This is a genomic window from Streptomyces niger, from assembly GCF_000718305.1.
Taxonomy (GTDB): domain Bacteria; phylum Actinomycetota; class Actinomycetes; order Streptomycetales; family Streptomycetaceae; genus Streptomyces; species Streptomyces niger.
Window position 1 is genome coordinate 106,059 of the sequence record NZ_JOFQ01000006.1, and the last position, 24,939, is coordinate 130,997.

General features: G+C 70.4%; 22 protein-coding genes. 11 read left to right on the plus strand and 11 right to left on the minus strand.

Translation table 11 applies throughout. The features are described 5' to 3' along the window. The 5 genes from IF20_RS13045 to IF20_RS13070 form a co-directional block, all read right to left on the minus strand. Window positions 1–1,569: a M20/M25/M40 family metallo-hydrolase gene (locus tag IF20_RS13045; protein WP_199896582.1), complete on the minus strand. Its 1,569-nt coding sequence runs from the start codon at window positions 1,567–1,569 to the stop codon at window positions 1–3. A gap of 274 nt (window positions 1,570–1,843) precedes the next feature. After that, window positions 1,844–2,551, minus strand: coding sequence for a GNAT family N-acetyltransferase (locus IF20_RS13050; protein WP_052865296.1), 708 nt, complete (start codon window positions 2,549–2,551; stop codon window positions 1,844–1,846). Window positions 2,552–2,704: 153 nt separating this feature from the next. Beyond that, window positions 2,705–4,678 (minus strand): APC family permease, encoded by a 1,974-nt coding sequence (locus IF20_RS13055; RefSeq protein ID WP_052865297.1) that lies wholly within the window; start codon window positions 4,676–4,678, stop codon window positions 2,705–2,707. Between the two features lie 641 nt (window positions 4,679–5,319). Beyond that, window positions 5,320–6,600, minus strand: a complete 1,281-nt coding sequence (gene ectB / locus IF20_RS13065) for a diaminobutyrate--2-oxoglutarate transaminase (protein WP_052865299.1) — start codon at window positions 6,598–6,600, stop codon at window positions 5,320–5,322. Beyond that, window positions 6,590–7,033, minus strand: a complete 444-nt coding sequence (locus IF20_RS13070) for a hypothetical protein (protein WP_052865300.1) — start codon at window positions 7,031–7,033, stop codon at window positions 6,590–6,592. The genes ectB and IF20_RS13070 overlap by 11 nt, the downstream gene beginning before the upstream one ends. Window positions 7,034–7,784: 751 nt before the next feature. Between IF20_RS13070 and IF20_RS13075 the strand changes: the two genes are divergently transcribed. The 8 genes from IF20_RS13075 (at window position 7,785) to ssuE (ending at window position 15,381) form a co-directional block, all read left to right on the plus strand. After that, a complete protein-coding gene (locus IF20_RS13075; RefSeq protein ID WP_110944120.1) occupies window positions 7,785–8,687 on the plus strand; it encodes an AfsR/SARP family transcriptional regulator in 903 nt (300 codons plus the stop codon). 497 nt (window positions 8,688–9,184) lie between these two features. Then, window positions 9,185–10,864, plus strand: coding sequence for an amino acid adenylation domain-containing protein (locus IF20_RS13080; RefSeq protein ID WP_052865301.1), 1,680 nt, complete (start codon window positions 9,185–9,187; stop codon window positions 10,862–10,864). Further along, window positions 10,864–12,075 carry an acyl-CoA dehydrogenase family protein gene (locus tag IF20_RS13085; RefSeq protein WP_234426632.1) on the plus strand — a complete coding sequence of 404 codons (1,212 nt, stop codon included), beginning with the start codon at window positions 10,864–10,866 and terminating at the stop codon, window positions 12,073–12,075. The genes IF20_RS13080 and IF20_RS13085 overlap by 1 nt, the downstream gene beginning before the upstream one ends. A 122-nt stretch (window positions 12,076–12,197) precedes the next feature. Beyond that, entirely contained in the window at window positions 12,198–12,767 is a 570-nt protein-coding gene (locus tag IF20_RS13090; protein WP_052865302.1) for a hypothetical protein, read from the plus strand. Between the two features lie 55 nt (window positions 12,768–12,822). Further along, window positions 12,823–13,053 (plus strand): hypothetical protein, encoded by a 231-nt coding sequence (locus tag IF20_RS13095; protein ID WP_052865303.1) that lies wholly within the window; start codon window positions 12,823–12,825, stop codon window positions 13,051–13,053. Window positions 13,054–13,086: 33 nt separating this feature from the next. After that, window positions 13,087–13,821, plus strand: a complete 735-nt coding sequence (locus IF20_RS13100; RefSeq protein WP_110944121.1) for a thioesterase II family protein — start codon at window positions 13,087–13,089, stop codon at window positions 13,819–13,821. 68 nt (window positions 13,822–13,889) lie between these two features. Continuing rightward, window positions 13,890–14,753: a PAS domain S-box protein gene (locus IF20_RS13105; protein ID WP_052865305.1), complete on the plus strand. Its 864-nt coding sequence runs from the start codon at window positions 13,890–13,892 to the stop codon at window positions 14,751–14,753. A 94-nt stretch (window positions 14,754–14,847) separates the two neighbouring features. After that, window positions 14,848–15,381: an NADPH-dependent FMN reductase gene (gene ssuE, locus IF20_RS13110; protein ID WP_052865306.1), complete on the plus strand. Its 534-nt coding sequence runs from the start codon at window positions 14,848–14,850 to the stop codon at window positions 15,379–15,381. 22 nt (window positions 15,382–15,403) lie between these two features. Here the strand turns inward: ssuE and IF20_RS13115 are convergent, their stop codons facing one another. Further along, window positions 15,404–16,630, minus strand: a complete 1,227-nt coding sequence (locus IF20_RS13115) for an MFS transporter (RefSeq protein ID WP_052865307.1) — start codon at window positions 16,628–16,630, stop codon at window positions 15,404–15,406. A gap of 54 nt (window positions 16,631–16,684) precedes the next feature. On the opposite strand from IF20_RS13115, the gene IF20_RS13120 reads away from it, so the two are divergent. Continuing rightward, window positions 16,685–17,452, plus strand: coding sequence for an AraC family transcriptional regulator (locus tag IF20_RS13120; protein WP_052865308.1), 768 nt, complete (start codon window positions 16,685–16,687; stop codon window positions 17,450–17,452). A 65-nt stretch (window positions 17,453–17,517) separates the two neighbouring features. Further along, the gene (locus IF20_RS13125) at window positions 17,518–18,180 is read left to right on the plus strand and encodes a maltokinase N-terminal cap-like domain-containing protein (RefSeq protein WP_052865309.1); all 663 of its coding nucleotides are present in this window, start codon (window positions 17,518–17,520) and stop codon (window positions 18,178–18,180) included. A gap of 32 nt (window positions 18,181–18,212) precedes the next feature. Here IF20_RS13125 and IF20_RS13130 read toward each other — a convergent pair whose 3' ends face one another. The 4 genes from IF20_RS13130 to IF20_RS13145 all read right to left on the minus strand — a co-directional run bounded on the left by IF20_RS13130 (window position 18,213) and on the right by IF20_RS13145 (window position 23,204). Beyond that, window positions 18,213–18,986: a sulfite exporter TauE/SafE family protein gene (locus IF20_RS13130; protein WP_052865310.1), complete on the minus strand. Its 774-nt coding sequence runs from the start codon at window positions 18,984–18,986 to the stop codon at window positions 18,213–18,215. An 87-nt stretch (window positions 18,987–19,073) separates the two neighbouring features. Beyond that, entirely contained in the window at window positions 19,074–20,765 is a 1,692-nt protein-coding gene (locus IF20_RS13135) for a glycoside hydrolase family 55 protein (RefSeq protein ID WP_234426633.1), read from the minus strand. A gap of 85 nt (window positions 20,766–20,850) precedes the next feature. Next, window positions 20,851–22,317 (minus strand): sugar porter family MFS transporter, encoded by a 1,467-nt coding sequence (locus tag IF20_RS13140; protein ID WP_052865311.1) that lies wholly within the window; start codon window positions 22,315–22,317, stop codon window positions 20,851–20,853. Between the two features lie 74 nt (window positions 22,318–22,391). Next, entirely contained in the window at window positions 22,392–23,204 is an 813-nt protein-coding gene (locus IF20_RS13145) for a phytanoyl-CoA dioxygenase family protein (protein WP_052865312.1), read from the minus strand. Between the two features lie 216 nt (window positions 23,205–23,420). Here IF20_RS13145 and IF20_RS13150 point away from each other — a divergent pair, with 216 nt between their 5' ends. Beyond that, a complete protein-coding gene (locus IF20_RS13150) occupies window positions 23,421–24,431 on the plus strand; it encodes a LacI family DNA-binding transcriptional regulator (RefSeq protein ID WP_052865313.1) in 1,011 nt (336 codons plus the stop codon). A gap of 78 nt (window positions 24,432–24,509) precedes the next feature. On the opposite strand, the gene IF20_RS40485 is transcribed toward IF20_RS13150, so the two are convergent. Continuing rightward, window positions 24,510–24,632, minus strand: coding sequence for a hypothetical protein (locus IF20_RS40485; protein ID WP_267881128.1), 123 nt, complete (start codon window positions 24,630–24,632; stop codon window positions 24,510–24,512). Window positions 24,633–24,939: the final 307 nt, after the last annotated feature.

Sequence of the window (24,939 nt, forward strand, 5' to 3'; positions counted from 1 at the left end):
TCAGTGCAGGAAGCGGGAGAACATCTTGTGCATGAACGCCGTGCCCTGCCGCAGTGCCTCGACGTAGATCCGCTCGTCGTTGCCGTGCATCGCGACGAGCTGGTCGTTGCTGAGGACGTACGGGTAGACGCCGTAGCCGGGGATGCCGCGCTCGCGCCACGGAGCCAGGCTGGTGCCCGCTTCGAACAGGGCCGGTGCGAACACCGCGTCGGGATAGGTGTCGCTCGCGGCGTCGGCGAGGGCGCGGTACAGCGGAGTGTCGATGTCGGCCGGCGGCGTCGCCCATTTCTCGTCGAGCTCGTCGAGGTACTGCTTCTCGGTCTTGCCCTCCGGGGTGGCGAGCGCTACTCGGACATCGCGCCGTCCGGTCATCTCACGTACCTGGGCGAGGAATTCACGGGGCTTCTGCCCGCCGGGGATACCGCGGCAGTTGATCCGGACGGTCGCCGAGGACGGGATCACGTTCTCCTTGTAACCGGCGTTCTCGATGACGCACGCGTGCGTGGTGCGCAGCAGCGCTTGGTGGAGCGAGGGGTAGGAGGATTTCGACACGACGACGCGTGCGGCGCGTTCGCGCGCTTCCTGGCCGCGGGCGGCGAGCATGAGCTTGATGGCACGGGCGAGCTTGACGTCGTCGGTGGCCTTCGCCAGCGCGGCGAAGTACTCGCGCGTGACGTCGGTGAGGTGCACCGGCGCGAGCCAGCTGCCGAGGTCCGCGATGGCCCGGGACAGTGTCACGATGGCGGCGTCGGCGGTGGGCTTGGAGGAGTGCGTGGCGGTGCCGTGGGCGGTCAGGTCCAGGTTGAAGTAGACCTTGTCCTGCCGGGTGACGGTGATCAGCATGGGGGTCGTCCGGTCCTGCTGTGCCAGGAACCAGCCGCCCTCGGTGAGGACCATCCCGGCGTTCACCTTGTTCCAGTGCTTCTTCGCCAGCCACTGCGACCCGTACGATCCGGCTTCCTCGTCGCAGTCGGTGAGGACGATGATGTCGCGCTCGAACCGGGCGCCTTCCGAGACGTGCCGCAGCAGCGCACTGATCGTCGCCGAGTTCGCCCCCTTCATGTCCAGGGCGCCGCGGCCGTAGATCTCCCCGCCGCGTACCGTGCCGGAGAACGGATCGACGGACCATTCCTTGCGCTCGACCGGCACCACGTCGGAGTGGCCGAGCATCAGCAGCGGCGCGGCGGAGCTGCTGGTGCCGGGGATCCGGGCGATCAGGTGCACGTTGTCCGGCTGCGGGGTGTCGATGATCTCCGCGGGCACCCCGGCGCTGTCCCACACCGACTTGAGCATTTCCGCGTACGGACGTGTCTTCGCACCCTTGCCGCTGTTCTGCGTGTCGAAGGACAGCATCCGCCGAAGGAGGTCGAGCGGGTCCTTGTCCGCCTCGGGAATCGCGGGCGCGGCCGCCGCCGGAGCCAGGGTGGCCCCGGTGAGCAGGCTGAGGCTGCCCAGCCCGGTGACGCCGAGGGCGGCCGCGCCGACTCCGCCGAGGAAGGCGCGGCGACCCAGCGGCGAGCGGGAGGCCGCAGTCGCGTCACATGAGTCGTTCATGCTCTTCTCCTTCATGCCTGTCTCCTTGTCGTGCGGGTGGTGGGTGTGCGAGGTGCACCGTCGCGCCGCACGGCTACGAGTGAGCGGTGTCGCAGTCAGCTGGGGCCGGGGAACACGGGTGGACCGGCGGTGCGCCTGTGAAAATAGGCGTTCCGGCCGGGGTCCGGTAGAGCGCCCCGTTGAATCACTGCGTCAGTGCTGTGTACGGCAACCGTGTGGGTGCGGCCGTTCGGAGGGGCCCGCGGGCGGCTGCGAGCTGCCGATCGGGCCCGGGGCCCGGGGTGGGCGGCTACGGCGTGCGGAAGCCGCGGAAGGTGACGTGTGTCCGGGTCTCGAAACCGAGCCGCTCGTACAAGGCGATCGCGCCGGTGTTCGTCTCGGTGGCATGCAGGAAGGGCCGCTCGTCGCGCGCCAGGATGCGCGCGACGAGGGCACTGATCAGACGGGCGGCGTGGCCGCGCCCACGGGCCTCCGGAGCGGTGCAGACGGCGCTGATCTCGGTCCAGCCCGGCGGGCGGAGTCGCTCGCCCGCCATCGCCACCAACGCGCCGTTGTCGCGGATGCCGAGGTAGGTGCCGAGTTCGTGGGTGCGCGGCCAGAACGGTCCCGGTCGGGTCCGCTCGATGAGGTCGAGCATCTCGGGCACACTGTCGGCGCCCAGTTCCACCACGCCGGTATCGGTCCCGGCGCCGGTGCCGTCAGGGCGGCTGCTGCCGGTCCAGATCAGCTGGCGGCCGTCGAGGGTGAAGACCGGCTCCCAGTCCGGCGGCGGAGTGGCCGGGCAGCTGAACATGTCGGCGAGTTCTCCCGGACCGAGCAGCCGGGCGAGGTCGGCCCATGCCACGGCATCGGCGTCGGCGGGGACCACCGAGAAGGTCGCGACGCCCGGCAGGTAGGTGGCGGCCCGGCCGAGCCGGCGGGCCAGGTGGGCGTGGTGGCCGCGGAGCGATGCGCCCACCGGGTCATCGAGCGCGACGACGTCGCCATCCACCCTCATGCGAAACCTCTCGTGTGGTGCGGGGAAGCCGGTGAGTCCGGGGAAACCGGTCGTCCAGGATGCCATCGGAGGTCGGAGCGCCTTCGACCGGGCCGGGCCGCTCGGGGCCCGAGGCCCTGCTGCGCGTGTGACGCGGTCGGGTCCTGCGAGGCGTCAGCCCACGTGGACGCGGGGGCGGCGGCCGGTGTCCGGTTCCGCGCGGCGGAGGACTTCGCGGGTGACCGGGGCGACCTCGCCGTCGCCGAAGACCAGGAAGCGCAGCAGGTGGCCGATGGGGTGGCCTTCGGTCCAGTGGAAGTACGCGTGCGGTACCTGACCGGTACGGTCGCGCAGCTCCATCAGGACGGCGGCGATGGTGTTGGGTACCACCGGCCCCACCACCCGCAGCTTCCGTACGCCGTGTGCCTCCTCGCCGTGCACCGTCAGGTCTGCGCTGAAGTCCGAGGAGTCCTGGAGGAAGACCTCCAGGAACAGCACGGGGCGGCCGCTGGGGATGTGGGTCTCCTCGCGCTGGCTGTACTCCTTCCTGCGGTATTCGGCGGCGGTGTGTTCGTCCGGGTCGTTGGCGATGATCCGCAGCGGTCCCTTGCGGGCGGCCTCGTCGATCAGCCGGACGGCGGTGTCGTCGAAGGTGACGTCGGCCGCGCGCAGCTCGAAGGCGCGGTGCACGCGGGAGGCGAAGGAGGTCAGCAGGATGCCGAGGATGAACAGCGAGGCGATCTTGATGCCGTCCGGGCGTTCGACGACGTTGGTGACCAGGGTGTACGCCATGACGGCGGTGATGGCCGCGAAGCCGTATGTCGCGAAGCGGTGCCGGGTGTGGCGCGCGGCGACGGTGGAGGCGAAGGACGCGGAGAGCATGAGCACCAGCACGCCGGTGGCGTACGCACCGCTCTGTTCGTCGACGTCGGCGTGGAACCACAGCGTGATGAACACGGCGATCGCCAAGAAGACGAGGACCAGCGGGCGCACCGCTCGGGTCCATTCGGGTGCCATGCCGTAGCGGGGCAGGTAGCGCGGTACGAGATTGAGCAGGCCGGCCATGGCGGACGCGCCGGCGAACCAGAGGATGGCGATGGTGGAGACGTCGTAGGCCGTACCGAACGCCTCCCCCAGCTGTGCGTGGGCGAGGTAGGCGAGCGCGCGCCCGTTGGCGGAGCCGCCGCTCTCGAACTCCTTCTGCGGGATCAGGAGGGTCGTGGCGAGGCTGGAGAGCAGCAGGAGACAGCTCATGATGAGCGCGGCCGTGGTGAGCAGTTTGCGGGTGTCGCGGATCCGGCCGGCGGGCTTCTCGTACGTGTCGTCGGCGTCGCCGCGGATCTGCGGCATGACCGCGACGCCGGTCTCGAAGCCGGACATGCCGAGCGCCAGCTTCGGGAAGACGAGCAGCGCCACCCCGATCATGGCGAGTGGCGAGGAGTGGCCGGCGCCGAGTGCGTGCGTCCAGTCGCCGATGTGCGTCGGCTCGGTGATGACCTGCCAGGCGGCAGCGACGATCACCACGAGGTTGAGGGAGAGGTAGGCGCCGACCAGGACGACGGCGACGCCGATCGCCTCGCGGAAGCCCTTGAGGAACACGGCGCCGAGGGCCACGAGCAGGGCGAGGGTGATCCAGACGTTCTCGCCGTGCAGCCAGTGCGGGGCGAAGGGGTTCTCCACGACGTGCGCCGAGGCGTCCGCCGCCGACAGGGTCATGGTGATCATGAAGTCGGTGGCGGCGAACCCCAGCAGTACCAGGACGAAGAGCTTGCCCGCCCACCACGGCAGCAGCCGCTCCAGCATGGCGATCGAGCCCTCGCCGTGCGGGCTCTCCTTGGCGACCCTGCGGTAGACCGGCAGGGCACCCAACAGGGTCAGGGCGATCAGTACCAGGGTCGCCAGGGGCGAGAGCAGGCCGGCCGCGAGTGCGGCGATACCGGGCTGGTAGCCGAGGGTGGAGAAGTAGTCCACACCGGTCAGGCACATCACCCGCCACCACCGGTGACCTTCGTGCTCGACGGGCGGAGTGCCGTGCGGACCGGGGTGCCGGGCGGTCTGCTCGCTCAGCCCTTCCAGTAGCCAGGCCCGCCAGCGGCGGGGGCGGGCCTCGTCGTGCTGCGGCCGGTGCTGGATTTCGGTGCCGGTCATCTGCGCGCTCTTCCTGCTGGGGTACGGCGGACAACGACGTGCGGGTATCCCGCACATCGTCCCCCGTACCACTGCCGGAATTCAGCAAGCCCGCTCCCGCACCGTCACGACACATTGCCGTGTGCACATTCGCCAATGACCGGGTGAGGGTTGGTCCACGTTTTTCCCAAGGCCGCATGGCCGGGCCCGGTCGTGAGCAGCAGTGTCAGAAGACAGCGGACGGGAGGGGGCCGGCGCCTGGGGGCAGGCGTGGACACGGCAGCACCGGCACGATCGACGCGAGGACAGCGCGCATGATCCACCCAGGAAAGTCTCGGACGGAAACCCCCCGCACCCGGTCTCGCCCGGTGGTCGGCGACCGGCGTTGCCCCGCCGCCGCGCCCAAGGATCCGACGCCGTGTGCGGGACCGCACGATGCCGCCACCTTGGTCGACCGGCTCGGCGGAGAGGTGGTCGGCTGCGTCACTCACCTGGCCCGCCACCTCGCCGGCGCCGACGGCACCCGCGTCCACCCCTTCACCCCGCCGAGCCGCGCTCTGGACATATACTCCCGGGCCCGCGAACTCCCGCCGGCTGCCTGGAAGGTCGGCAAGTAGCGGGTCGCTCGGGAGGCGCGGAAGCAGTTGGGCGGCATACTCCGCTCACGCCGTCTCACGTACCGCGCGGGAGAGGGTGCGCAGTCCCTCGTCGAGCTCGTCGGGGGTCACCGTGAGGGGTGGCAGGAGTTTGATCACCTCGCTGTCCGGGCCGGAGGTCTCGACGAGCAGGCCGAGCTGGAAGGCGCGCGCGGCGACCCGCGCCGCGCGCCGCGTGTCGTGGAACGGCAGGCCCCACACCAGCCCCCGGCCCCGAATCCCTTTCACTTCGTCCGGGTGTTCGGCCCGGATCGTCGCGAGTTCCTGTGAGACCTGTTCGCCACGCAGCAGTGTCTGCTTCTCCAGCTGGTCGTCGGTCCAGTAGGCGTCGAGCGCGGCGGTGGCGGTGACGAAGGCGGGATTGTTACCGCGGAAGGTCCCGTTGTGTTCGCCCGGTTCCCAGGCGTCGAGTTCCGGCGTGAAGAGACACAACGCCATGGGCAGCCCGTAACCGCTGATGGATTTCGAGACGGTGACGATGTCGGGGACGACGCCCGACTCCTCGAAGGAGAAGAAGGCACCGGTGCGGCCGCAGCCCATCTGGACGTCGTCCACGATCAGGAGCATGTCGTGGCGCCGGCACAGCTCGCCGAGTCCGCGCAGCCATTCGGGACGGGCCACGTTGATGCCGCCCTCGCCCTGCACGGTCTCGACGATCACGGCCGCGGGGTGGTCCAGGCCGGAGCCCCTGTCCGTCAGAAGGCGCTCGAACCAGGCGAAGTCAGGAGTGGCGTCGTCGAGGTAGCCGTCGTAGGGCAGCGGAGTGCTGTGTACCAGCGGGACGCCCGCACCCGCTCGCTTGAAGGTGTTGCCGGTGACGGCCAGCGCGCCGAGGGTCATTCCGTGGAAGGCGTTCGTGAACGACACGACCGTCTCGCGGCCCTTGACCTTCCGGGCCAGTTTGAGCGCTGCCTCGACGGCGTTGGTGCCGGTCGGGCCCGGGAACATCACCTTGTAGGGCAGCTGCCGGGGGCCCAGGATCGCGTCCTGGAAGGCCTGCAGGAACGCGCGTTTGGCCGCGGTCGACATGTCCAGGCCGTGGGTGATGCCGTCCCGCCCGAGGTAGTCGAGCAGCGCGCTTTTGAGGACGGGGTTGTTGTGACCGTAGTTGAGTGACCCCGCTCCGGCGAAGAAGTCGAGGTAGGCGCGGCCCTGTTCGTCGTACAGGTACGAGCCGTGGGCGCGGTCGAAGACGGTCGGCCAGCCGCGGCAGTAGCTACGGACTTCCGACTCCAGGGTCTCGAAGACGTCCGGGTCGGGTGAAGCGTCTCCGTGGTTACGGTTCATTGCACTCCTTGAGGGGCAACGGGGTGAACAGACGAGCCCGCGGGAGGTGCGCCGGGCCACGCCTACGGTGCAGCGATGTGGGACCGGTTTCGGGCGGGCGACGATCAGGCCGGAGGGCTTCGCGGCGGGCGGCCAGGATGTCCCTCACGAGCGCTTCCCTCTGGTGCGGTGCACCGGGACGGCCGGTGAGGATCCGCTGCCAACTGCGGGTCTTCTTGGAGGTATTGCGGTCGTCGGAGGGGTACGAGGCCCGGCAGTCGAGTACGACGCCGGCCTCCTCGGGAGGCTGTCGGGACGACAGGTCGATACGGACGGAGGTCTCGGGGAAATCCACCGCCACGGTGTCGTGGTCGCAGACGACCCGAAGGGCCTCGGCCAGCCGCTCGTCGCCGATGATCAGGATGAACCGGAGGGCGAGGCCCTGCCGTGCCACGGCGGTCCACGGTCGGCGTCGACCCGCGGACGCCTGGTGGCCTGCACGAAGAGGGAAGCCGGTGTCGGGCATGGTGAGCTGTCTCCTGCCTGCGCCTGTGCCGGGAGTGCGGGGGTCGTCGGCGGCGGGGTGGTACGACGGGATGTGAAGGAGCCGGCCGCTCCCGCAACCGGGCTGCCCGGCATTCCGCGAAGTGCTTCAACTCAGAACGTTATGCGCCTCTTGGGCTCCTTCGACGCTCAGCGGGCGGCCGGCTTGCGGGGACATCGCGAGCCTTGCAAAGGGTGTTCAAGAAACTGTTCAAGAGAACGTCGAGTCGCAGCTCAAAAGGCGGCTGTGTGCTTGCCACGAAACTCCGCACGGGCGGTCCACACAGCCGTTACGACGATGTAACGCGGGCGCCTCCTCGCCGGCCGTCAACCGCCGGATCGACCTGAAACCACAGTGCAGATTGCGCCATTTCACCGTCCCGCATCGCGAGTCGGCCGCCCGTGCGCACGGCGGCGTGACGGGACGTGACTACGGGTAGCCGCTTCGAGCCGCCCCGCATAATTCCACGCTCCGGAAGGGTCCACCGCCCTCCGACACCCCTGCGACAGTTGCCGCATATGGAGCGAAACGGAAGATGACTCATCCCCGTCCCGAGCGTTGTATGCAAAGGCCGGTCGTAGCTTTAACGCCACAGGAGATCGGCCACGTCTGGTTGACCTGTGGGGCCCTGTGTATGTTCGTGTTGCTTCTGTGAATTTCGATGGTCACCGGCATACCGCACCCGAACAGATTGGTGGCACTGGTGTATCGCTCGAAGCTTATGGACGAACCCACTTCCGGACCGTTGACACGTCCACACCCGCTGACCCACGAAGTCGGCGCGGCACTTCACAGCGGAGTTCTCGGCCCCCTGCGCCTGGGCGTCTCCGAATCGGCCGAAGGCGTCTCGATCGCACCGAAGATACGCACGGTTATGGCCATGCTGCTGGTCCACGCGGATCAAGTGGTCCCGTTATCCGCCTTCATGCGCGAACTCTGGCGGGAACGACCGCCGGCAACCGGCCTCCGTACCCTGCAAACCTACATACTGAACTGCCGGAAAACACTGTCCCAACTCACCGGATGCCCCTCCGCCCAAGTCGCCCGGGAAATCCTGGTGACCGGAGCCGGCGGCTACGGTCTGAAAGGCGATCACCTCCGCCTGGACTGGTTGGATTTCCAACGATTGAAGAACCTGGGGACCAGGGCGTTGGAGCGGGGCGAGAGCCTGGCCGGCATCGCACTGCTCGATGACGCGCTGGAGTTGTGGCGAGGTGACGCGCTGGTCGACACCCCGGCAGGCCCCGTGCTCGATTCCAAGCGTCGCTTCTTCGAGGAGTCCCGGCTCGACGCCATCACCCTTCGGGCCGAGGCGCAGATCAAGGCCGGCCTGCACCAGCGGGCCATCGCCCAGCTGGCCGCGGAGACCACCATGCACCCCCTTCACGAGGGACTGCACGCGCAGTACGTCCGCGCGCTCGCGCTGGGCGGACGTCGGGCCGAGGCGCTGGAGGTGCTGCGGTCGCTGCGCACCCGGCTGGTGAGCGAGATCGGGATCGAGCCCGGCACCCCACTCAAGGACCTGCAACTGGCGATCCTGAGCTCGGAGTTCGGCGCCGCGTGAGCGGACCGCGACACCGCAGGGCGGGCCTCCGCCGCCTCGGCCCGCCCTCCGCCGACCCACGGTACTGCTGAGGGCCGCGGATCCACCACGGACGACGCCGACGAGACGGGCCGAACCACCCCGCCGGTAGGCCACTGTCGGTCGGTATCCAAGGCGGTTCTACCGCTGTCGGCGTCGTCCCGACCACCCCCGCGAATCCCAAAAATCGGCTCTGACCTGCATCTCTGCCGTTTCCATGCACAACGTTGAGCAGTTCTGGAGCTCGCTTCCGACACGGCCTCGACAACGTCTCGACAGGGGGTTGCAAGGCTGACACCGCGAACGGTCCCCGCTACGGCCGTCCGCTCGGTCCTTGCACGAGCCCCACCGCTCGGCTGCCGCGCCTGCACCGCGCCGTGTGGTCCGTGCAACCGGCCGCCAGGTGAGACCCACCTCGTCGGCGCGACGACCGGCTGACCGATCACCACTCGCCACCCCCGAAGGATTCAGGAGAGACCTTGGACAGCCAGGCCACGTCCCCACACCTCACCGAAGATCCCGACCCACAGCTCCGGCCCGTACTGCCCCTGGCGCCGGGCGCGGTCAGCCGGGCACGGGAACTGGCCCTGCGCAACCCCGCGGACCTCGATGCGGCGACCGCGCTCCTCGACCACGTCGCCCTGCACGCCCGGACCCGGCCGGACGCCTGCGCGGTCCAGGACCGCGAACGCTCGCTGACCTACGCGGAGTTGCTCGCCCGGGTCGCCTCGGCGCGGGATGCGCTGCGGGCCCATGGGGTACGGGCCGGTGACGTGGTCGCCGCGGTCGGGCCGCGCAGTGCGCACACGCCGGTCGCCTTCCTCGCCCTGGAGAGCCTCGGGGCGTCGTACCTGCCGATCGACCTGGGCTGGCCGGAGGGCCGCGTACGCGATGTGCTCGACCGCAGCCGGCCCGCGCTGCTGCTCGACTACTCCGACGGCAGCGCCGCCGCCCGCTCCGCCGCCGGCGCCGAGGGAATCGGCACCCTGAGCCTGCCGGACGAGGGCAGGCCCGTCGGCCCGGACGAAGGCCCGTACGGCGACCGCACCGGCGAGGCGCGCTACACGATCTTCACGTCCGGCACCACCGGCCGCCCGAAGGGCGCCACCATCGAGCACCGGGGTCTGCTCAACCACCTGTGGTCCAAGGTGGCCGACCTGTCGCTGGGCCCGGAGGACGCGGTGGCCTTCTCGGCGCCGTTGGTGTTCGACATCTCCATCTGGCAGATGCTCTGCCCCTTCCTGGTCGGCGGCAAGGTCGTCGTGCTCGACGACGCCGCCATGCGCATGCCGCGTTGGCTGCTCGGTGCGCTCGACACCGCGGGCGTGACCGTCGTGGAGCTGGTACCCACCGTCATCGGCCGGCTCGTCGACGACATACGGCGCCGGGAGGGGGCGGCGCTGCCGGGGCTGCGGTGGCTGATGTCCACCGGCGAGGAGTTGTACCCCGCCCTCGCGGAGCAGGTGCTCGACACCCTCCCGCACGTGTCCCTGATCAACGCCTACGGGCCCGCCGAGTGCTCCGACGACGTCACCCTGCACGTGGTGACGCGGGCCGACCTGTCGCGTCCCCGGCTGCCGGTCGGCTCCCCCGTCGCCAACTGCACCCTCCACGTCCTGCTCCGGACCGACGACGACGCCTGGCGGCCGGCCGAACCGGGGGAAAGCGGCGAGCTGTTCATCGGCGGCACCTGCGTCGGGCTCGGTTATCTCAACGACCCCGCCACCACCGAACGTGCCTTCTTCCGCGACCCCTTCGACCCGGATTCGGCGACCGGACGGATCTACCGCACCGGCGACCTCGCCCGCGTCGAGGACGGGCTCGTGTACTACCTGGGCCGCAACGACCGGCAGGTCAAGGTCGGTGGCGTCCGGATGGAGCTGGGTGAGATCGAGGCGACCCTCAGCCGCCACCCCTGCGTCGAGAGCTGTGCCGTCACCGTCTCCGACGAGGGCGCCGTCAGCGAACTCGTCGCCCACTACACCCTGCGCGGCGAGGTGTCGCAGCAGGAGCTGAAGCAGGCGCTCAGTGCGGCCCTGCCCCCGGTGATGGTGCCGCGACACTGGCGGGAATGGGATGCCCTGCCCCTGAGCCGCAACGGAAAGATCGACTACCGGTCGCTCACGGCGATCACGGCCGGCACCCGGAAAGAGGCCTGATGACCACGGCAATGACAACGGCAACGGCAACGACGTCCGAGGATGCGGACCGGGCCGGCGTTCCCGACCTCGCGGAGCGCCTCGCGGCGGTGACCCAGGTCGCCGAGCAGCACCTGGACCGCCACGACCGGGACGCGACGTTCCCCGAGGAGGCCCTGGCAGAGCTGCGCAACACCCGCCTGCTGGGTCTGCTGGTGCCCAGGGAGGAGGGCGGCCTCGGCGGTACCCTCGACGACCTCATCGAGGCCGGCATCGTGCTCGGGCGTACCGACATGTCGCTGTCCATGATTTTCGTGATGCACTGTCAGCAGGCCGAGGCGGTGGTACGACACGCCGCGTCGCCGCTGCGCGAGGAACTGATCCCGCTCCTCGCGTCGGGCCGGATGTATCTGGCCTCCGTGACCACCGAGAGCGGCAAGGGCGCCGACCTGTTCAAGTCCGAGGCCCCGCTGCACGAGTCGGAGGGCACGCTGGAGGTCGACCGGGCGGTCCCCATCTCGACCGGCGGTACGAGCGCCGATGGCTTCCTGATCACCATGCGCAGCCCGTACGCCACCGCTGACCACCATGTCTCCCTCGTGTACGCCCACCGTCACCAGCTGGACGTGGAGGTGGCCGGGGAGTGGCGCCCCTTGGGCATGCGCGCCACCCACAGCCTGCCGCTCAGGATCAGCGGTCGCATCCCCGGCCATCAGGTGATCGGTGAGCACGGCGCCTTCCACCGCATCGTGCAGTCCGTCTTCGGCCCGCTCGCCCATCTCGGCTGGTCGGCCGCGTGGCTGGGCACCGCCTCCGGGGCGCTGTCCCGGGTACTGCACCTGCTGCGTGACCCCGCGGGCCGCAAGCGCTTCGATCTCCGCTCCGAGTTGCTGCTCACCCGCCTCTCCCGCGCCCGGCAGCGGCTGGAGACCGTGCACGCACTGCTCCGCCGGACCCAGGCGCTGGCCGAGTCCGGGACGGACTGGTCGGTCACCAGCCACCAACTGCTGCTGAACAACCTGAAGATCACGGCGGCCGAGGAGTGCCACGCCGCCGTCGAGGAACTCATCGACGCGGTCGGCCTCAAGCACGGCTACCTCCAGGACTCGCCGACCGGCCTGGAGAAGGCGCTGCGCGACCTGCGCTCGGCCGTCCTCAACTTCAGCAACGACCGGCTGCACCTCGCCGACGGGCGGCTGTGCCTGCTCGACCCGGACGTCCGGTTCCACTGAGCGACCGGCCTGCCCGGTAGGGCCCGCCTTCCGCGTGCTGCCGTGCCCGTACGACATCGGTCGGCGGTCGCCGCTCCCCCGCTCCCGCATTTCATCCGCACCCCACCTTCCGAGGATTCGCCATGCCCGAAAACACCGCCGGAGCCCCGGCTCAGAACTGGAACACCGCCCTGAAGTACATCGCTGGGCGCAAAGCTGCCGAGGAGAACCTGGGATTCGTCGCGCACGTCAGCGCCACCGTCCGCGACACCAAGGACGCGGCGGACGTGCTGCCGGCCGTCGCCCGCACCTGCGTACCGTTCTTCGCCACCGCCATCTCGCTGGACGCCGGGCCCACCGGCGGTCAAGCAGTGGTCCAGGCCCCGGACGAGCTGAACACCATCGTGCAGACGCTGCGCGAGCTCGCCGTGGAGACGGGGCAGCCGCAGCTCGTCATCAGCGAGCACGAGAAGTTCGCCAAGAAGACCGACCCGCGCCACCTGGAGCTGCTGCGGGAGGGCAACGGCGACTCGGCGGTGGTGCTCTCCCTGGACTACCGCGGGCTGTCCGGCGGCCACCTCGTCCTCGTCCGCGCGGAGAAGCACCGCCGCGGCGCCTTCAGCCCCAGCGACCTCGCCCTGGCCTCCGAAGTGGCGGACCGGGTGGGCGCGTTCAACGCCCTCGCCGGCCTGACCGCCCCCGCCGGGCAGTGACACCGCCGGACGGTGACACCACCGGACCCCACGCCGCACAGCACAAGGAGGGCTGATGACAGCGACCTGGACCGACGTACGCGACTGGATCCTCGAACGCAACCCGGACATGACGGACCTCGCACCCGAGACCGACATCATCGACTCGCGGATCGTCGACTCGCTGCAGTTCGTCGAGCTCGTCCTCTACATCGAGGACCTGCGTGGCACGGCGCTGGATGCGGACGCCGTCAGCCTCGATTCCTTCCGCACCCTCAAGGACATCGAGCAGAACTTCCTCCAATGACACCGACGGCCGACATCTGCGCGGGGAGCGGCGATGGGCAGTAGTACCGAACGATGCACGGTTGTGCAGGGTGCTGCCGACAGGGCCGACGACGTCATCGTCTTCCTGCCGCCGGCGGGCAGCGTCACCTCGCCGTACTTCCCGATCGGTGCGCTTCTCCCGGACACCCTGCTCGCCGTGCACTGCGAGACGCCGGGACGTGGCCGGCTGGCCGCGGCGGAGTCACCGGGCTCCGTGCACGAGGCGGCCGACCGTTGGGCCACCGAACTGGCCGAGGCCCTGCCAGGACGCCGGTTCCACTTCTTCGGGCACAGTCTGGGCGCGCTGTACGCCTATGAACTGACGCTGCGTTTCGAGGACGGAGCCGGCTGCGAGGCCGCCAGCCTTTCCGTGTCGGGCGCCCGTGAGCCGGGCAGTACCCCCCGCTCGCTGCTGGCCACCGCGTTCGCCGCCCTGCGGACGCCGGACCGGCAGGACGGCGCCGGGGAGCAGTGGATGGACCGGGACCTGCGGATGCGGGGCGAGTACCGGACCGCTCACCGGGCGGTACGGGCGCCACTGGCCCTGCTGTCCGGCACCTCGGACCCCTTCGCGCGCCCGACCGAGATGGAGCAGTGGAAGCGCTTCACGAACGGCCCGTTCCTGGGGCTGTTCACCTTCCCCGGCGGCCACGACTACTACCTCTCCGACCGGGAGGCGGTCGCGCGGACCATCACGCGGATCGTCGACCACAGCCGGCATCCCGAACGCATCACCCTCCCGGAGTGAGAGAACCCACCGAACCGAACCCCACCACCATCTCCACCACCTCAGCACCCCACATGAATGGAGTCACCATGTCGAACGACCAGCGGAGCGCCCCCTCGGTCGACCAACTGATCGATGTCATCGCGAACAGCTCGGTGGGCATCGCGGTCACCGACCGCTCCGGTGCCGTCGTCCTGCACAACCGCGCCCAGTCCGTGCTGATGGGTGGGGAGGCCGACCAGCTCGGCGGCCGCATCCTGGTCGACGGCTCGGCGGACGGCCTCCAGACCCTGATCCAGCGCCTGGAGAAGGACCAGCGGGTGGAGAACGTCCAGGTCACCTACCGCGACGCCGACGGCAAACACCAGCAGACGGCCCGGGTGAACGCCGTCCTGACCGGCAGCGGCGCGGACACGCGTATCCATTGGGTGAGCCGACCGGAGCTGGGCGAGCGGCTCCCGGTGTCCAACAACAGCACCGAGGACATCACTTCGGACGCCGCGTCCTGGATCCGCGCCGTCAACGAGCGCCCGCTGCCCACGCTGGCCCCCGCCAAGGACCAGGAGGACGTGCTGCGCGAGTTCTACGAGGTCGCCCCGGTGGCGATTCACCTGATCGGCGTCAACGGCCAGGTCATGCACGCCAACCCGGCGGACGTCTCGCTCGTCGGTTACACCTCTTCGCCGAACGAGTACGTCGGCCAGCACATTCGCACCATCTACGAGGACGAGGGGCTGCTCGACGACTTCCTCGGCCGCTGGGACGAGGACTCCCCGATCATCAACTTCCGGGCCAACTTTCTCACCAGGGAAGGCGCCCCGAAGCCCGTGCTGATCTTCTCGACCGCCCAGGCCGAGGGCGGCAGCGTCACCAACACTCGCTGCTTCGTCTTCAGCGACCCGGAGCCGCAGCGCGAGCGCGACACCATCAGCGCGTTCGGCTGGCCGGCCTGACGCGCGGCGGGCGGGGCGCGGTTCACGTACCGCGCCCCGCCCGCTCCGTATGCGTCAGATTTCCCTACCGGACCACACGACACCAGGGGTGGCTGTGTCCCATATATTGGTCATATCCGGCAGCCCGTCCGCGACCTCGAAGACCGAAGCCATCGGCGACCACGTGGCGCGGCGCCTCGCCGAGTACGAGTGGCACGCCGGGCACCTGAAGGTCCGCACCCTGCCGGCCGCGCCGCTGCTGAGCGCCGACACCACCGATCCCGCGATCGCCGAGGCCCTGGAACGGGTCGCCCGGGCCGACGGCATCGTCCTCGCCACGCCGACGTACAAGGCGAGTTTCTCGGGCCTGCTCAAGACCTTCCTGGACCTGCTGCCCCAGTACGGATTCCGGGACAAGGCGGTACTTCCGCTGGCCACCGGCGGCAGCATGGCCCACCTCCTCGTCCTCGACTACGCCCTGCGGCCCGTGGCCCACTCGCTGGGCGCCCGGCACGTGGTGCAGAGCTTCTTCCTGCTCAACGAACACCTCACGTTCCACGAGGGTGAGCCGCAGTTGCGTCCGGAGGGCACGAGCCTCCTGGACGACGTGATCGAGCAGTTCCGCAAGTCCCTGATCCCACCGACGTGAGCCGGCCGCACCGCAACGGACGTCAGAGGCGGCTGTTCTCGGTGGCGCTCTCGGTGGAGTGGGATTCGGCCTCCGGCGGGGTTTCCTCGTCGGTCTCCCCCAGCAGTGGCTTGGGCACGGTCGGCTCGGGCAGGGTGCGGAACAGCAGCCAGCTCAGCACCGGCATCACGATCAGCGGCATCAGGGCCGTGCGCAGCGAGGTGGCGTCGGCGATGCTGCCGATGATCGGGCTGGTCAGGCCGCCGACGCTGACCATGAGGCCGAGGGTGATCCCGCTGGCCGTTCCGACGCGGGTGGGCAGGTAGTCCTGGGCGAGCGTGACCTGCAGCGAGAACGGAACGTACAGGCCGATCGAGGTCAGCGCCACGAACAGGTAGATCGCCGGTCCGGGCACGAAGACCACCCCGGCGACCGCGGCCGCCGTGGTCAGGTACGCCGTGCTCACCACCGTGACCCGGTCCCAGCGGTGGGCCAGGCGGCTGCCGACGACCGTACCGACGGCACCGCCGAGGTAGAGCACGAACAGGGCGGCAGACCCGGCCACCGTACCGCCGCCCGTCTGCTCCCGGACGTGGAAGGCGATGAAGGTGCTCAGGCCGACGAAGGCGATCGACCGGCACACCACCGCCAGCGACAGCCGGATGAACGACCGCCAGTCGTCCCGTCCCTCGGCGACCCCCTTGCTCGCGTCGGCGCGCGGGGTCTTCGCGAGCGCCCGCAGCACCGGCAACGTCAGTACGCTGCCGACCAGTGCGGGCAGGATCAGCAGCGGGGAGAACCGCAGTCCGCCGGTGGCGATCACGGCGGTGACCAGGAGCGGGGCCGTGGCGAAGCCGACGTTGCCGCCCAGCGAGAACCACCCCATGGAACTGTGGCGGCCCTTGCTGGCGACCCGCGCGATGCGTGCGGATTCCGGATGGTACGCGGCGACCCCGATGCCGGACAGCGCCACGAACAGCAGCGTGAGCGCGTACGAGCCGCTGATGCCGCTCAGGGCCACGCCGAGTCCACCGAACACGGTACTCACCGGCAGCAGCCAGGGGCACGGGTGCCGGTCGGTGAACGCACCGAAGAGGGGTTGGGCCACCGAGGACAGCAGGCTGGCGGCGAGCACGATGCCCGATGCCGCGGCGTAGGTGTAGGCGCGCTCGGCCACGAAGAACGGGACCAGGGCCGCCACGGCGCCCTGGTAGACGTCCACACAGGCGTGTCCGACCGACAAGAGGACGATCGACTTGTTCCTTGGCATAGCGCCATGATCGGTCGTGGCCGCCCTGCCGTACTTCCGATATTCTGCCAATCAATGAGGGAAATCCGCCATGAGTCGACGGCGCCGACCAGCGCCCGCTGGCTGGCCCCCGGCACCGGCATCGACGCCCACCGGCACGACGACCACCAGATCGTCTACGCGGGCCGGGGCGTACTCGCCGTCACCACCAGCGCGGGATCGTGGACCGCCCCGGCCACGCGGGCGATCTGGGTGCCGGCCAGCACCGTGCACTCCCACCAAGCACACGGCGAGCTCGAACTGCACCTGATCGGCCTGCCCGCCGACACCAATCCGCTCGGCCTGGACGAGCCCACCGTGTTGAGCGTGAGCCCGCTGCTGCGCGAGCTGATCCTCGCCTGCACCCGCGCCCCGTCGGACGACAGCCCCGAACAACGGCGCCTACGCGCCGTCCTCTGCGACCAACTGCGGGTCTCGCCGCAACAACCACTGCACGTACCGACGCCCTCCGCACCGCAGCTCAAAGCGGTGTGCGAGATCCTGCACGCCGACCCGGCCGACAACCGCACCCTGGCGGCCCTGGGCAGACAGGTCGGCGCCAGCGACCGCACGCTGTCCCGCCTGTTCAAGGCGGACCTCGGCATGACGTTCCCGCAGTGGCGCACCCACCTGCGGCTCGGTCACGCACTGGCACTGCTCGCCCAGGACACGCCGGTGACGACCGTGGCGCACCAGTGCGGCTGGTCCTCGGCGAGCGCCTTCATCGACGTCTTCCGCCGCACCTTCGGCCACACCCCGGGACGCGCCGCACATGATGCGCGGACAGCGGATCGAAACGGGTAGCGGAGGCGCCCGCGTGTGCGAAAGGGTGGGAGTTCGCGTCCACTCAGGGGAAGAGAGCCGCAGGCATGTCCGTCATCCACCGCACCACCGTCACGCCGACCAAGCTGGAGCTGCTCACCTCGTGGCTGCCGTCCCGCCCGTGGTACGGCGGCGGCCCTGGCAGCCCGAAGCTGGCGAAGGCGGGCGGGTTTCGGCTGGACGACCCGCGAGGCGAAGTCGGCATCGAGTTCATGGTGGTCACCGATTCCGCCGGCCCCGCCCCGGCCTCGTACCTGATTCCCTTCACCTACCGCGGTGCCCCGCTCGACGGGGCCGAGCACGCCCTCGTCGGCACCATGGAACACGGAGTGCTGGGGCCGCGATGGGCCTATGACGGCTGCCACGACCCGGTGCTGGTCGCCCAGTTGCTGGCTCTGATGGAGGGCCGGGCGCAGGCCCAGGCGCAAAGCGTCAGCGACACCCCCGACCGGGAGGTCAGCCACTCCCGCTCCGGCGAGGGCACCGTCTCCGCGGACTTCTCCCCCGCTGTCGCCGACGCTCAGGAAAGCACCGAACTGACGGCTTCGGATGGCACGGTGCTCCGCGTGCACCGCGTCCTGCAGCCCACTGCGGACGACGCGTCCGGTGCCGAGGCCGCCACAGCCGGGACGATCGGCCACGTCATCGGTCACTGGAGCCTGCCGGACGGCGCCCGCACCCGGGGGGTCTTCGCCACCTTGCGCAGGTGACGCCGGCAGCGGTGGGAGGGGCTCGCCGAGCGTCAGCGCAGCAGTAGTTGGAGTCCGCCGAGAACCGTCGCTCCGATGACGAGACGCTCGAAGAGTTGCTGGTTGATCCGGTCGACGCAGCGCCTGCCGAGGTAGGCGCCGGGGAGCACGAAGAGCACTAGGGCCGCGTCCAGGAGCAGTGACCGGGTGTCGATCAGGCCGAGGCCGGCGCTGAAGGGCAGCTTCGAGGTGTTGACGATCAGGAAGAACCAGGCCGAGGTGCCGAGGAAGCCGAGCTTCTTGAAGCCGGTGGAGATCAGGTAGAGGGACATCACGGGGCCGCCCGCGTTGGCCACCATGGTGGTGAAGCCGCCGAGCACACCGTAGGAGCGCGTCTTCAGACGGGCGGCGCCTGCCGTGCCCCCGTCCCGCTTCTCCTCTCCTCGCTCCTCCGCCTTGTCCGCGGCACGTCGCCGCCATACCGTGACCGCGGCCATGAGCAGCAGGATCGCCCCGATCGAGGTGCGTACCGCCGCGTCGTCCGCCCACACCATGTACAGCGTTCCCAGCACCACGCCCGCGGCGACCGCGGGGAACAGCCGCCACAGCGTGGGCCAGTGGGCGTGGCGCCGGTAGGTGAGTACCGCGAGCACATCCCCGACGATCAGCAAGGGCAACAGCGCGCCGGTGGAATCGCGGGCGGGCAGGACGGCCGCGAAGACGGCGAGACTGATCGTGTTGGCCCCGCTGACGGCGGTCTTGGAGAAGCCGACGAGTGCCGCGGCGACGCCGAGCGCGAGGAATTCCCAGAGGGTGACGGTGTCCATAGGGGAACCGATGCTATGTCCAGCTATTCCGGGGCCGCATGGGCGGGTGCGGGAGCGCGGCCCCGGAAACGTCGCAGACGGAGTCGGTCACGGGCGGAGCCGGCGTTGCGCGTCGTACAGGTTTTGTGGTCGGACCGAGTCGGGGCGGCCGTACGCCGCCAGCCGGGAGTGCAGGTCACCGGCGAAGTCCGGGACGTCGATCTGGTCGAACTCGCGGACCGTGGAGACGCCGACGGTGGCGCTGTACGGGGCCAGTCCGTCGATCTTCACCAGGCCGGCCCGTTCATTGGTGACGCGGATGTTCCAGTGTGTGAACCGCGCGCCGAAGAGGGGGCCGGCGCTGGCGTCCCCGCCGTGCCGGCCGTTGTTGTTCAGCGTGATGTCGGTACGGACGTTCGCGAAGGGCAGGCCGCGGTGGCTGTCGAAGGTACCCATCTCCATGCGGCCGCGCGTCCAGACGTTGTAGCTGGACAGTCCCTCGACGTTGATGCCGTGCAACTGGGTGCCGGGCGGCGCGGGGACGGTGCGTTCCTCGATGGTGAAGTCCTCCACGAGGTTGTCGTGCGAGCCCTCCCGGCAGAAGTACGGGTGGTGTGCGCCGCGCCCCGCCACGCGAGTGGTCCGCAGGGTGCAGGCGGAGGCCGCGACGAACCCGAAGCCGTTGTCGACGTGGCGGACGGTGACGTCCTGCGCCCAGCAGTCGTACGCGCACTGGAAGACGAGGCCGTTGTAGCCCTTGTCGAGCAGGTGCGGGGACTGCGGCGTCTCGACGGCTTCAAGGGTGAGCCCTTCGACGCCGGAACCCGTGAGCGCCCGTACGTGGGTGGTGAGCCGCGGGTCCCATTCGGGGCGTACGTCGAGCGGGAGCGGACGCTCGAAGGTCACCGCTCGCCCCTTGAGGTGGGCGATGCGCACCGGCCACTCGTAGGGGACGTAGCTGGTGAGTTTGGTCTTGTCGTCCCAGAGGTACGCCTCGGGCCCTGGTCCGCCGCCCGCCATGTGCTCCAGGAGGGTGTGATCCGCGTCGTCGGTCAGGCGCAGGAGGACCAGGTCACCGCGGGTGAGGCCGGCCGTGTCGGCGACCGTCACCGTCCAGGAGCCGCGGCGGGCCGGATGTACGGCGGTGAGCGGCCGCCACTCGTCCCGCCGGTTGCCCGTCCAGCCCTCGAACGGCCAGTCCTGCTTCCTGATCGCCGCGACCAGGGAGTCCCAACGGGCTTCGGGACAGAGCCAGATGAGGCCGCCCGCCCAGGACCAGCTGGACTTGTCGCCGCCGTACCGGCTGCCGTAGGGACCGACGATCTCGGTCAGGTTCCTGGTGGCGTGGAGCGTGGTGCGGCCGCTGCCGGCCCCGCGCAGGACGACGTTGTCGTGACCGATGCGGATGACGTCGTCGATGCGGTAGGTGCCGGGCGGGAGGGTGACGGTGCCGCCGCCGCGCCGGCCCACCGTCTCGATGGCCCGGTTGATGGCGGGAGCGGCGTCGGCCGAGCCGTCGGCGGCCGCACCGTGGTCGCGTACGACATCGATGTCCCGCACTCCGCCGCTCCGGGCGGTGCCGGGACGGTGGGCCGGCCGGCAGCCCGCCCGCCCCACGTACGGAATCTGCGGGTGCGTGAAGGGCCGGGCGGTGAACTCGTCCCAGAGGGGCGTGTTGCGGTGCCCGGCCGCCGCGGCTGTGGCGGTGGCGGGCAGTGCGGCCGCCGCTGCGACGCCGATCGCACTGCCCAGCAGGGTGCGTCTACCGATCTCCATGAGCCCGCCTTCCACGTCATCCATGAATGTGAACACCGTTCATGTGAGCGACGAGCGTGAGCATGCCACGACCGCGGCGGGACACGGAAGAGGTGGGCACGAGGCCCCGTCATCGCCCGGCGGTCTCCGAAGCCCGGCTGCGGGCCGCTTCGTCCGCCCGAGGCCGCATCACGCCCGCCCGTAGCTGCTGCTCGATGTCCTCCAGCGAACGGCCGCGGGTCTCCGGTACCCGCCGGAGGACGAAGACCCAGCACAGACCGTTCATCACCGCGTACGCCAGCAGGGTGGCCGTGAGCCCGAACGTCTGGGCCGAGGTCAGCGCGGTCACCGCGATCAGCAGGTCGAACCCCCAGACGGTCGCCGTCGCCGCGCTCGTGGCCGGGCCGCGAACGGCCAGCGGCAGGACCTCGGGGGCGATCAGCCACACCACGGCCTGCATGCTCGCGCCGTTGAGGAAGATGTACGCGAACAGCGCCGCCACCACCGTCACACGCTGGAACGCGGATCCGCTGTCGGCGAGGAACGCCATCCCCATGACCGCCATGGCGATGCCGGAGCCCGGAAGGAGCCACAGCAGCAGGCGCCGCCGCCCGATACGGTCCACAGCGATCGCGCCCGTCACCCCGGCCAGTACCAGCATGAGACCGATGCCGACACCGGTCAGCAGAGCCACCGAATCGCCGAAGCCCGCGTCGGAGAGCAGCGTGGGTGCGTAGTACACCATCGCGTTGATGCCGGTGAGCTGGGAAAAGGCGGCGATGCCCAGAGCGATGAGGAGGGCCGGGCGCACCCAGGAAGAACCGAGCGCCCGTACCGTGGCGCGCAGCCCGCGGGGCGCGGCCTTGCCGGCCCGGCAGAGCGCGGCGATCTCGGCCGCCTCGGCGCCGACGTCGTGGCCGGGTCCGCGCAACCGGGCCAGGACCGCCTCCGCATTGCTCCGGCTCCCCCGTTCCACCAGCCAGCGCGGGCTCTCCGGCAGCGGCAGCATGCCGGCCGCGAGGGCGACGGCAGGCAGGACGGCCAGCCCGAACATCCAACGCCAGCCGCCCGGCCCGGCGAGCGCGTAGCCGCACAGGTACGAGACCAGCTGGCCGATCGCCACCATCAGCTGGAAGAGCACCATCAGCCGGCCTCGTACGGCGGGCGGCGCGGTTTCCGCGATGTAGACCGGGACGGTGTTGGACGCGCCGCCGACCGCGAGGCCGAGCAGCAGCCTGGCCAGCCCCAGGGTGACCGCGGAGGTCGCAAGCGCCGAGGCCAGCGCGCCGGCGGCGAAGACGAGGGCCACCGCGATGATGACGCGCCGCCGGCCGTGGCGAGCGCTCAGCACCCCGGAGATCGGAGCACCGGCCATGGCGCCGACGAGGATGGCGCTGACCACGATCTCCTGCGCGCGGGTGGAGAGGTCGAGATCGCGCGCCAGGTCGAGCAACGCACTGGAGATGATGCCGGTGTCGTAGCCGAACAGCAGCCCGCCGAGCGCGGAGATGCCGGCCACGGCGTAGAGGAGGCCGGGCTGCCGGGCCCGGGTGGCACGTCGGCCGACAGCACCGTCGGCCGGCAGGAGTTCGTTCACGGGAGGTTCCTTCGGAGGTGCGGGCCCGGAAGCAGGAACGCGGGCGGGGTACGGGGGCCGGAGCGGCCGACGGCTCAGGCGTCGCCCATGACCAGTCCCTCGATGGTGTGCTGCTGGACGATCGGTTCCAGGACGTCCACGACACGGCAGCTCAGGTGGCGCCGGAGGTGGTCGGGCAGCGCCTCCCAGTAGGAGCGGGTGACGGCCATGTCGTGCTGGCCGTCGTTGCCCGCGCCGGGTGCGTCGGCCCCGAGTACGAGGACGGGGCGGGGACGCGGCGAATGGTTGGTGGTGCCCCGGTGGACCGTCAGCGCCGAGCGGGCGGAGATGTCACCGCGGCGGGGGTACTTGCGAACGGCCCGTGCCTCGTAGTCCGGGAAGTCCTCCCGCGGCGGGAACATCTCGTGGTGCCAGTCACCGCCGTGCTGCCACTGGGTACCGGGCGCGATCTCGAAGGGGCCCATGTCCTCTGCCGTGTCGACGGCCGTCAGGTTGAAGGCCAGGGACGTGAGGCGGTGCTCGTGCCGCGTCTCGCCGGGGGACGGGAAGTCGCGGTGCCACGGCTGGTTGACCGCCCCCGCGAACGGTATGTCGAAGCCCAGCTCGACGAAGGTGTAGTCAGGGCCGAGCACGGCCTCACAGACCGAGCGCACCCAGGGGTGGTCCACCAGTTCCCGGAATCCGCGCAGCTGCTCGGGGTGGATCTCGACGTAGTAGCGGTTCGGGCCGCGACCCACGGCGCCGCCCGGCCGCGTTCGGGCCTCCTCGTAGGCCTTCTCGATGTCTTCCCGCACGGTGTCGGCGAAGTCGGCGCGGAAGGCACCCTTACGCGCGGTGATGCCGTCGGTGTACAGCTCGCGTACGGCGGTACCGATCTCGGTGGGCATGGGGGCGGAAGCGTTCAACGCCGTGCTCCTTCGCAACGGAGGTGAAAGGTTGCCCTCCACTTTTGCCACGTTGATTGCAACGTGGCAATAGGATGCGGGAAAGTTCTTCCGGAGCGTTGAGCCGCCGTGGGAGAATCCGATCATGAAGCCGGGAACATGTCGCCGGGGCCGGACCGGACCGGTACCGTCGCCCGGCCAGGGAGGGAAGAGGCGCAGGTGGCAGCGAAGCTGAGGGACGTGGCCGCGCTCGCGGGGGTCTCCCCCCGCACGGTCTCCAACGTGGTCAACGACTCGGCGTCGGTCGCACCCGCGACGCGCGAGCGGGTGCTCGCCGCCATCGAGGAGCTCGACTACCGCCCCAACCTCGCCGCCCGCCAGTTGCGCCAGGGCCGCACCGGCCTGATCGGGCTGGCGATCCCGGAAATCGGCTCTCCCTACTTCGGCGAACTGGCCGGCCTGATCGTCGAGGCGGCTCAGCAGCGCGGCTGGACCGTCCTCATCGACCAGACCCAGGGCCTGGCGGACCGGGAGCGGCGCCTGCTGTCGAAGACCGGCGGCCACACGATGGACGGCATCATCATCAGCCCGTGGATGTTGGCTCCCCACGAGATCCTGGCCCTGGCCGGCGCCACCCCCGTGGTCACCTTGGGCGAGCTCGACCCCCAGGACGCCGTGGACCACGTCGCGATCGACAACGTGGCCGCCGCGAAGGAGGTCACCGCCCACCTCATCGCCCGCGGCGCACGCCGGCCGGCAGCCATCGGCACCCAGCCGCACCGCCGCAACGGCACCGCCGAGCTGCGCCTCATAGGGCACCGGCAGGCCCTCGTCGACGCCGGGCTGACGTCGCGCCGCGAATGGGAGGTACCGGTGGAGTCCTTGCACCGGGCCGAGGGCCGGCGCGCCATGGAACTCCTCCTGGCGGGCCCGCACCACCCCGACGCCGTCTTCTGCTTCACCGACGAACTCGCCCTCGGCGCCGTGCACGCCATCCTGGCGCGTGGCTTGCGCGTGCCCGAGGACGTGGCGGTGGCCGGATTCGACGACATCGAGGACGGTCGCTACGCCACTCCGGGCCTGACCACCGTCGCCCCGGACAAACACCACATCGCCACCACGGCCCTCCAGTTGCTGGCGGACCGCATCTACGGCCGAATGGCACAGGTGGCGCCCCGCCGGGTGGTCTCACCGCACCAGCTGCTGCCGCGCGGCTCCTCAGGCGGCTGATGTCCGGCCGCCAGGAGTGGAAAGGCTCGGCGCGGCTGCTTCTGACGGGGGCTCGGCGCGGCTACTCCTGACGGAGGCTCAGCGCAGCTGCTCGTCACGGTGCGCGGGCTTGTTCGGCGGCCGGGTGGGCGCCCGGTCGGGACGCCGCTGGGTCGGCTCCTGGGACGCGGACGCTGCGATGTGGAGGAGGGGTGAGCTCATGGAACGGGGTGAGCTCATGGAACGGGATAAGGCGAGCATGGTCCGGGCTCCTGCCTGGTCGAAACTGCCGATCAGAGATCGCGGTTCCCCCAGGAGAAGCGTGTTTCCGTAGGCACACCCCGGCGGAGATACGCCGCTCCCAAGGGTATGCCTCCGGTCCGAAGCATGAGCGACGCGTGCCCGGCCCCTCCCCCGGCAAACGTCGCCGCGCCCCGCGGAATCCCCACGCGCCGTCGCAGTTCCTCACCACCCACCGCTGCTGCGCGCCTCTGACCTCGCGAGAACCGCAGCGGCGGCGTGCGCCGGG

Bases quoted from the DNA above. Each gene is read 5' to 3' on its own strand.
- IF20_RS13045 (WP_199896582.1), bottom strand. From the start codon at position 1,569: ATGAAGGAGAAGAGCATGAACGACTCATGTGACGCGACTGCGGCCTCC.
- IF20_RS13050 (WP_052865296.1), bottom strand. From the start codon at position 2,551: ATGAGGGTGGATGGCGACGTCGTCGCGCTCGATGACCCGGTGGGCGCA.
- IF20_RS13055 (WP_052865297.1), bottom strand. From the start codon at position 4,678: ATGACCGGCACCGAAATCCAGCACCGGCCGCAGCACGACGAGGCCCGC.
- ectB (WP_052865299.1), bottom strand. From the start codon at position 6,600: ATGAACCGTAACCACGGAGACGCTTCACCCGACCCGGACGTCTTCGAG.
- IF20_RS13075 (WP_110944120.1), top strand. From the start codon at position 7,785: ATGGTCACCGGCATACCGCACCCGAACAGATTGGTGGCACTGGTGTAT.
- IF20_RS13085 (WP_234426632.1), top strand. From the start codon at position 10,864: ATGACCACGGCAATGACAACGGCAACGGCAACGACGTCCGAGGATGCG.
- IF20_RS13090 (WP_052865302.1), top strand. From the start codon at position 12,198: ATGCCCGAAAACACCGCCGGAGCCCCGGCTCAGAACTGGAACACCGCC.
- IF20_RS13095 (WP_052865303.1), top strand. From the start codon at position 12,823: ATGACAGCGACCTGGACCGACGTACGCGACTGGATCCTCGAACGCAAC.
- IF20_RS13100 (WP_110944121.1), top strand. From the start codon at position 13,087: ATGGGCAGTAGTACCGAACGATGCACGGTTGTGCAGGGTGCTGCCGAC.
- IF20_RS13105 (WP_052865305.1), top strand. From the start codon at position 13,890: ATGTCGAACGACCAGCGGAGCGCCCCCTCGGTCGACCAACTGATCGAT.
- IF20_RS13115 (WP_052865307.1), bottom strand. From the start codon at position 16,630: ATGCCAAGGAACAAGTCGATCGTCCTCTTGTCGGTCGGACACGCCTGT.
- IF20_RS13120 (WP_052865308.1), top strand. From the start codon at position 16,685: ATGAGGGAAATCCGCCATGAGTCGACGGCGCCGACCAGCGCCCGCTGG.
- IF20_RS13125 (WP_052865309.1), top strand. From the start codon at position 17,518: ATGTCCGTCATCCACCGCACCACCGTCACGCCGACCAAGCTGGAGCTG.
- IF20_RS13130 (WP_052865310.1), bottom strand. From the start codon at position 18,986: ATGGACACCGTCACCCTCTGGGAATTCCTCGCGCTCGGCGTCGCCGCG.
- IF20_RS13135 (WP_234426633.1), bottom strand. From the start codon at position 20,765: ATGGATGACGTGGAAGGCGGGCTCATGGAGATCGGTAGACGCACCCTG.
- IF20_RS13145 (WP_052865312.1), bottom strand. From the start codon at position 23,204: ATGCCCACCGAGATCGGTACCGCCGTACGCGAGCTGTACACCGACGGC.
- IF20_RS40485 (WP_267881128.1), bottom strand. From the start codon at position 24,632: ATGAGCTCACCCCTCCTCCACATCGCAGCGTCCGCGTCCCAGGAGCCG.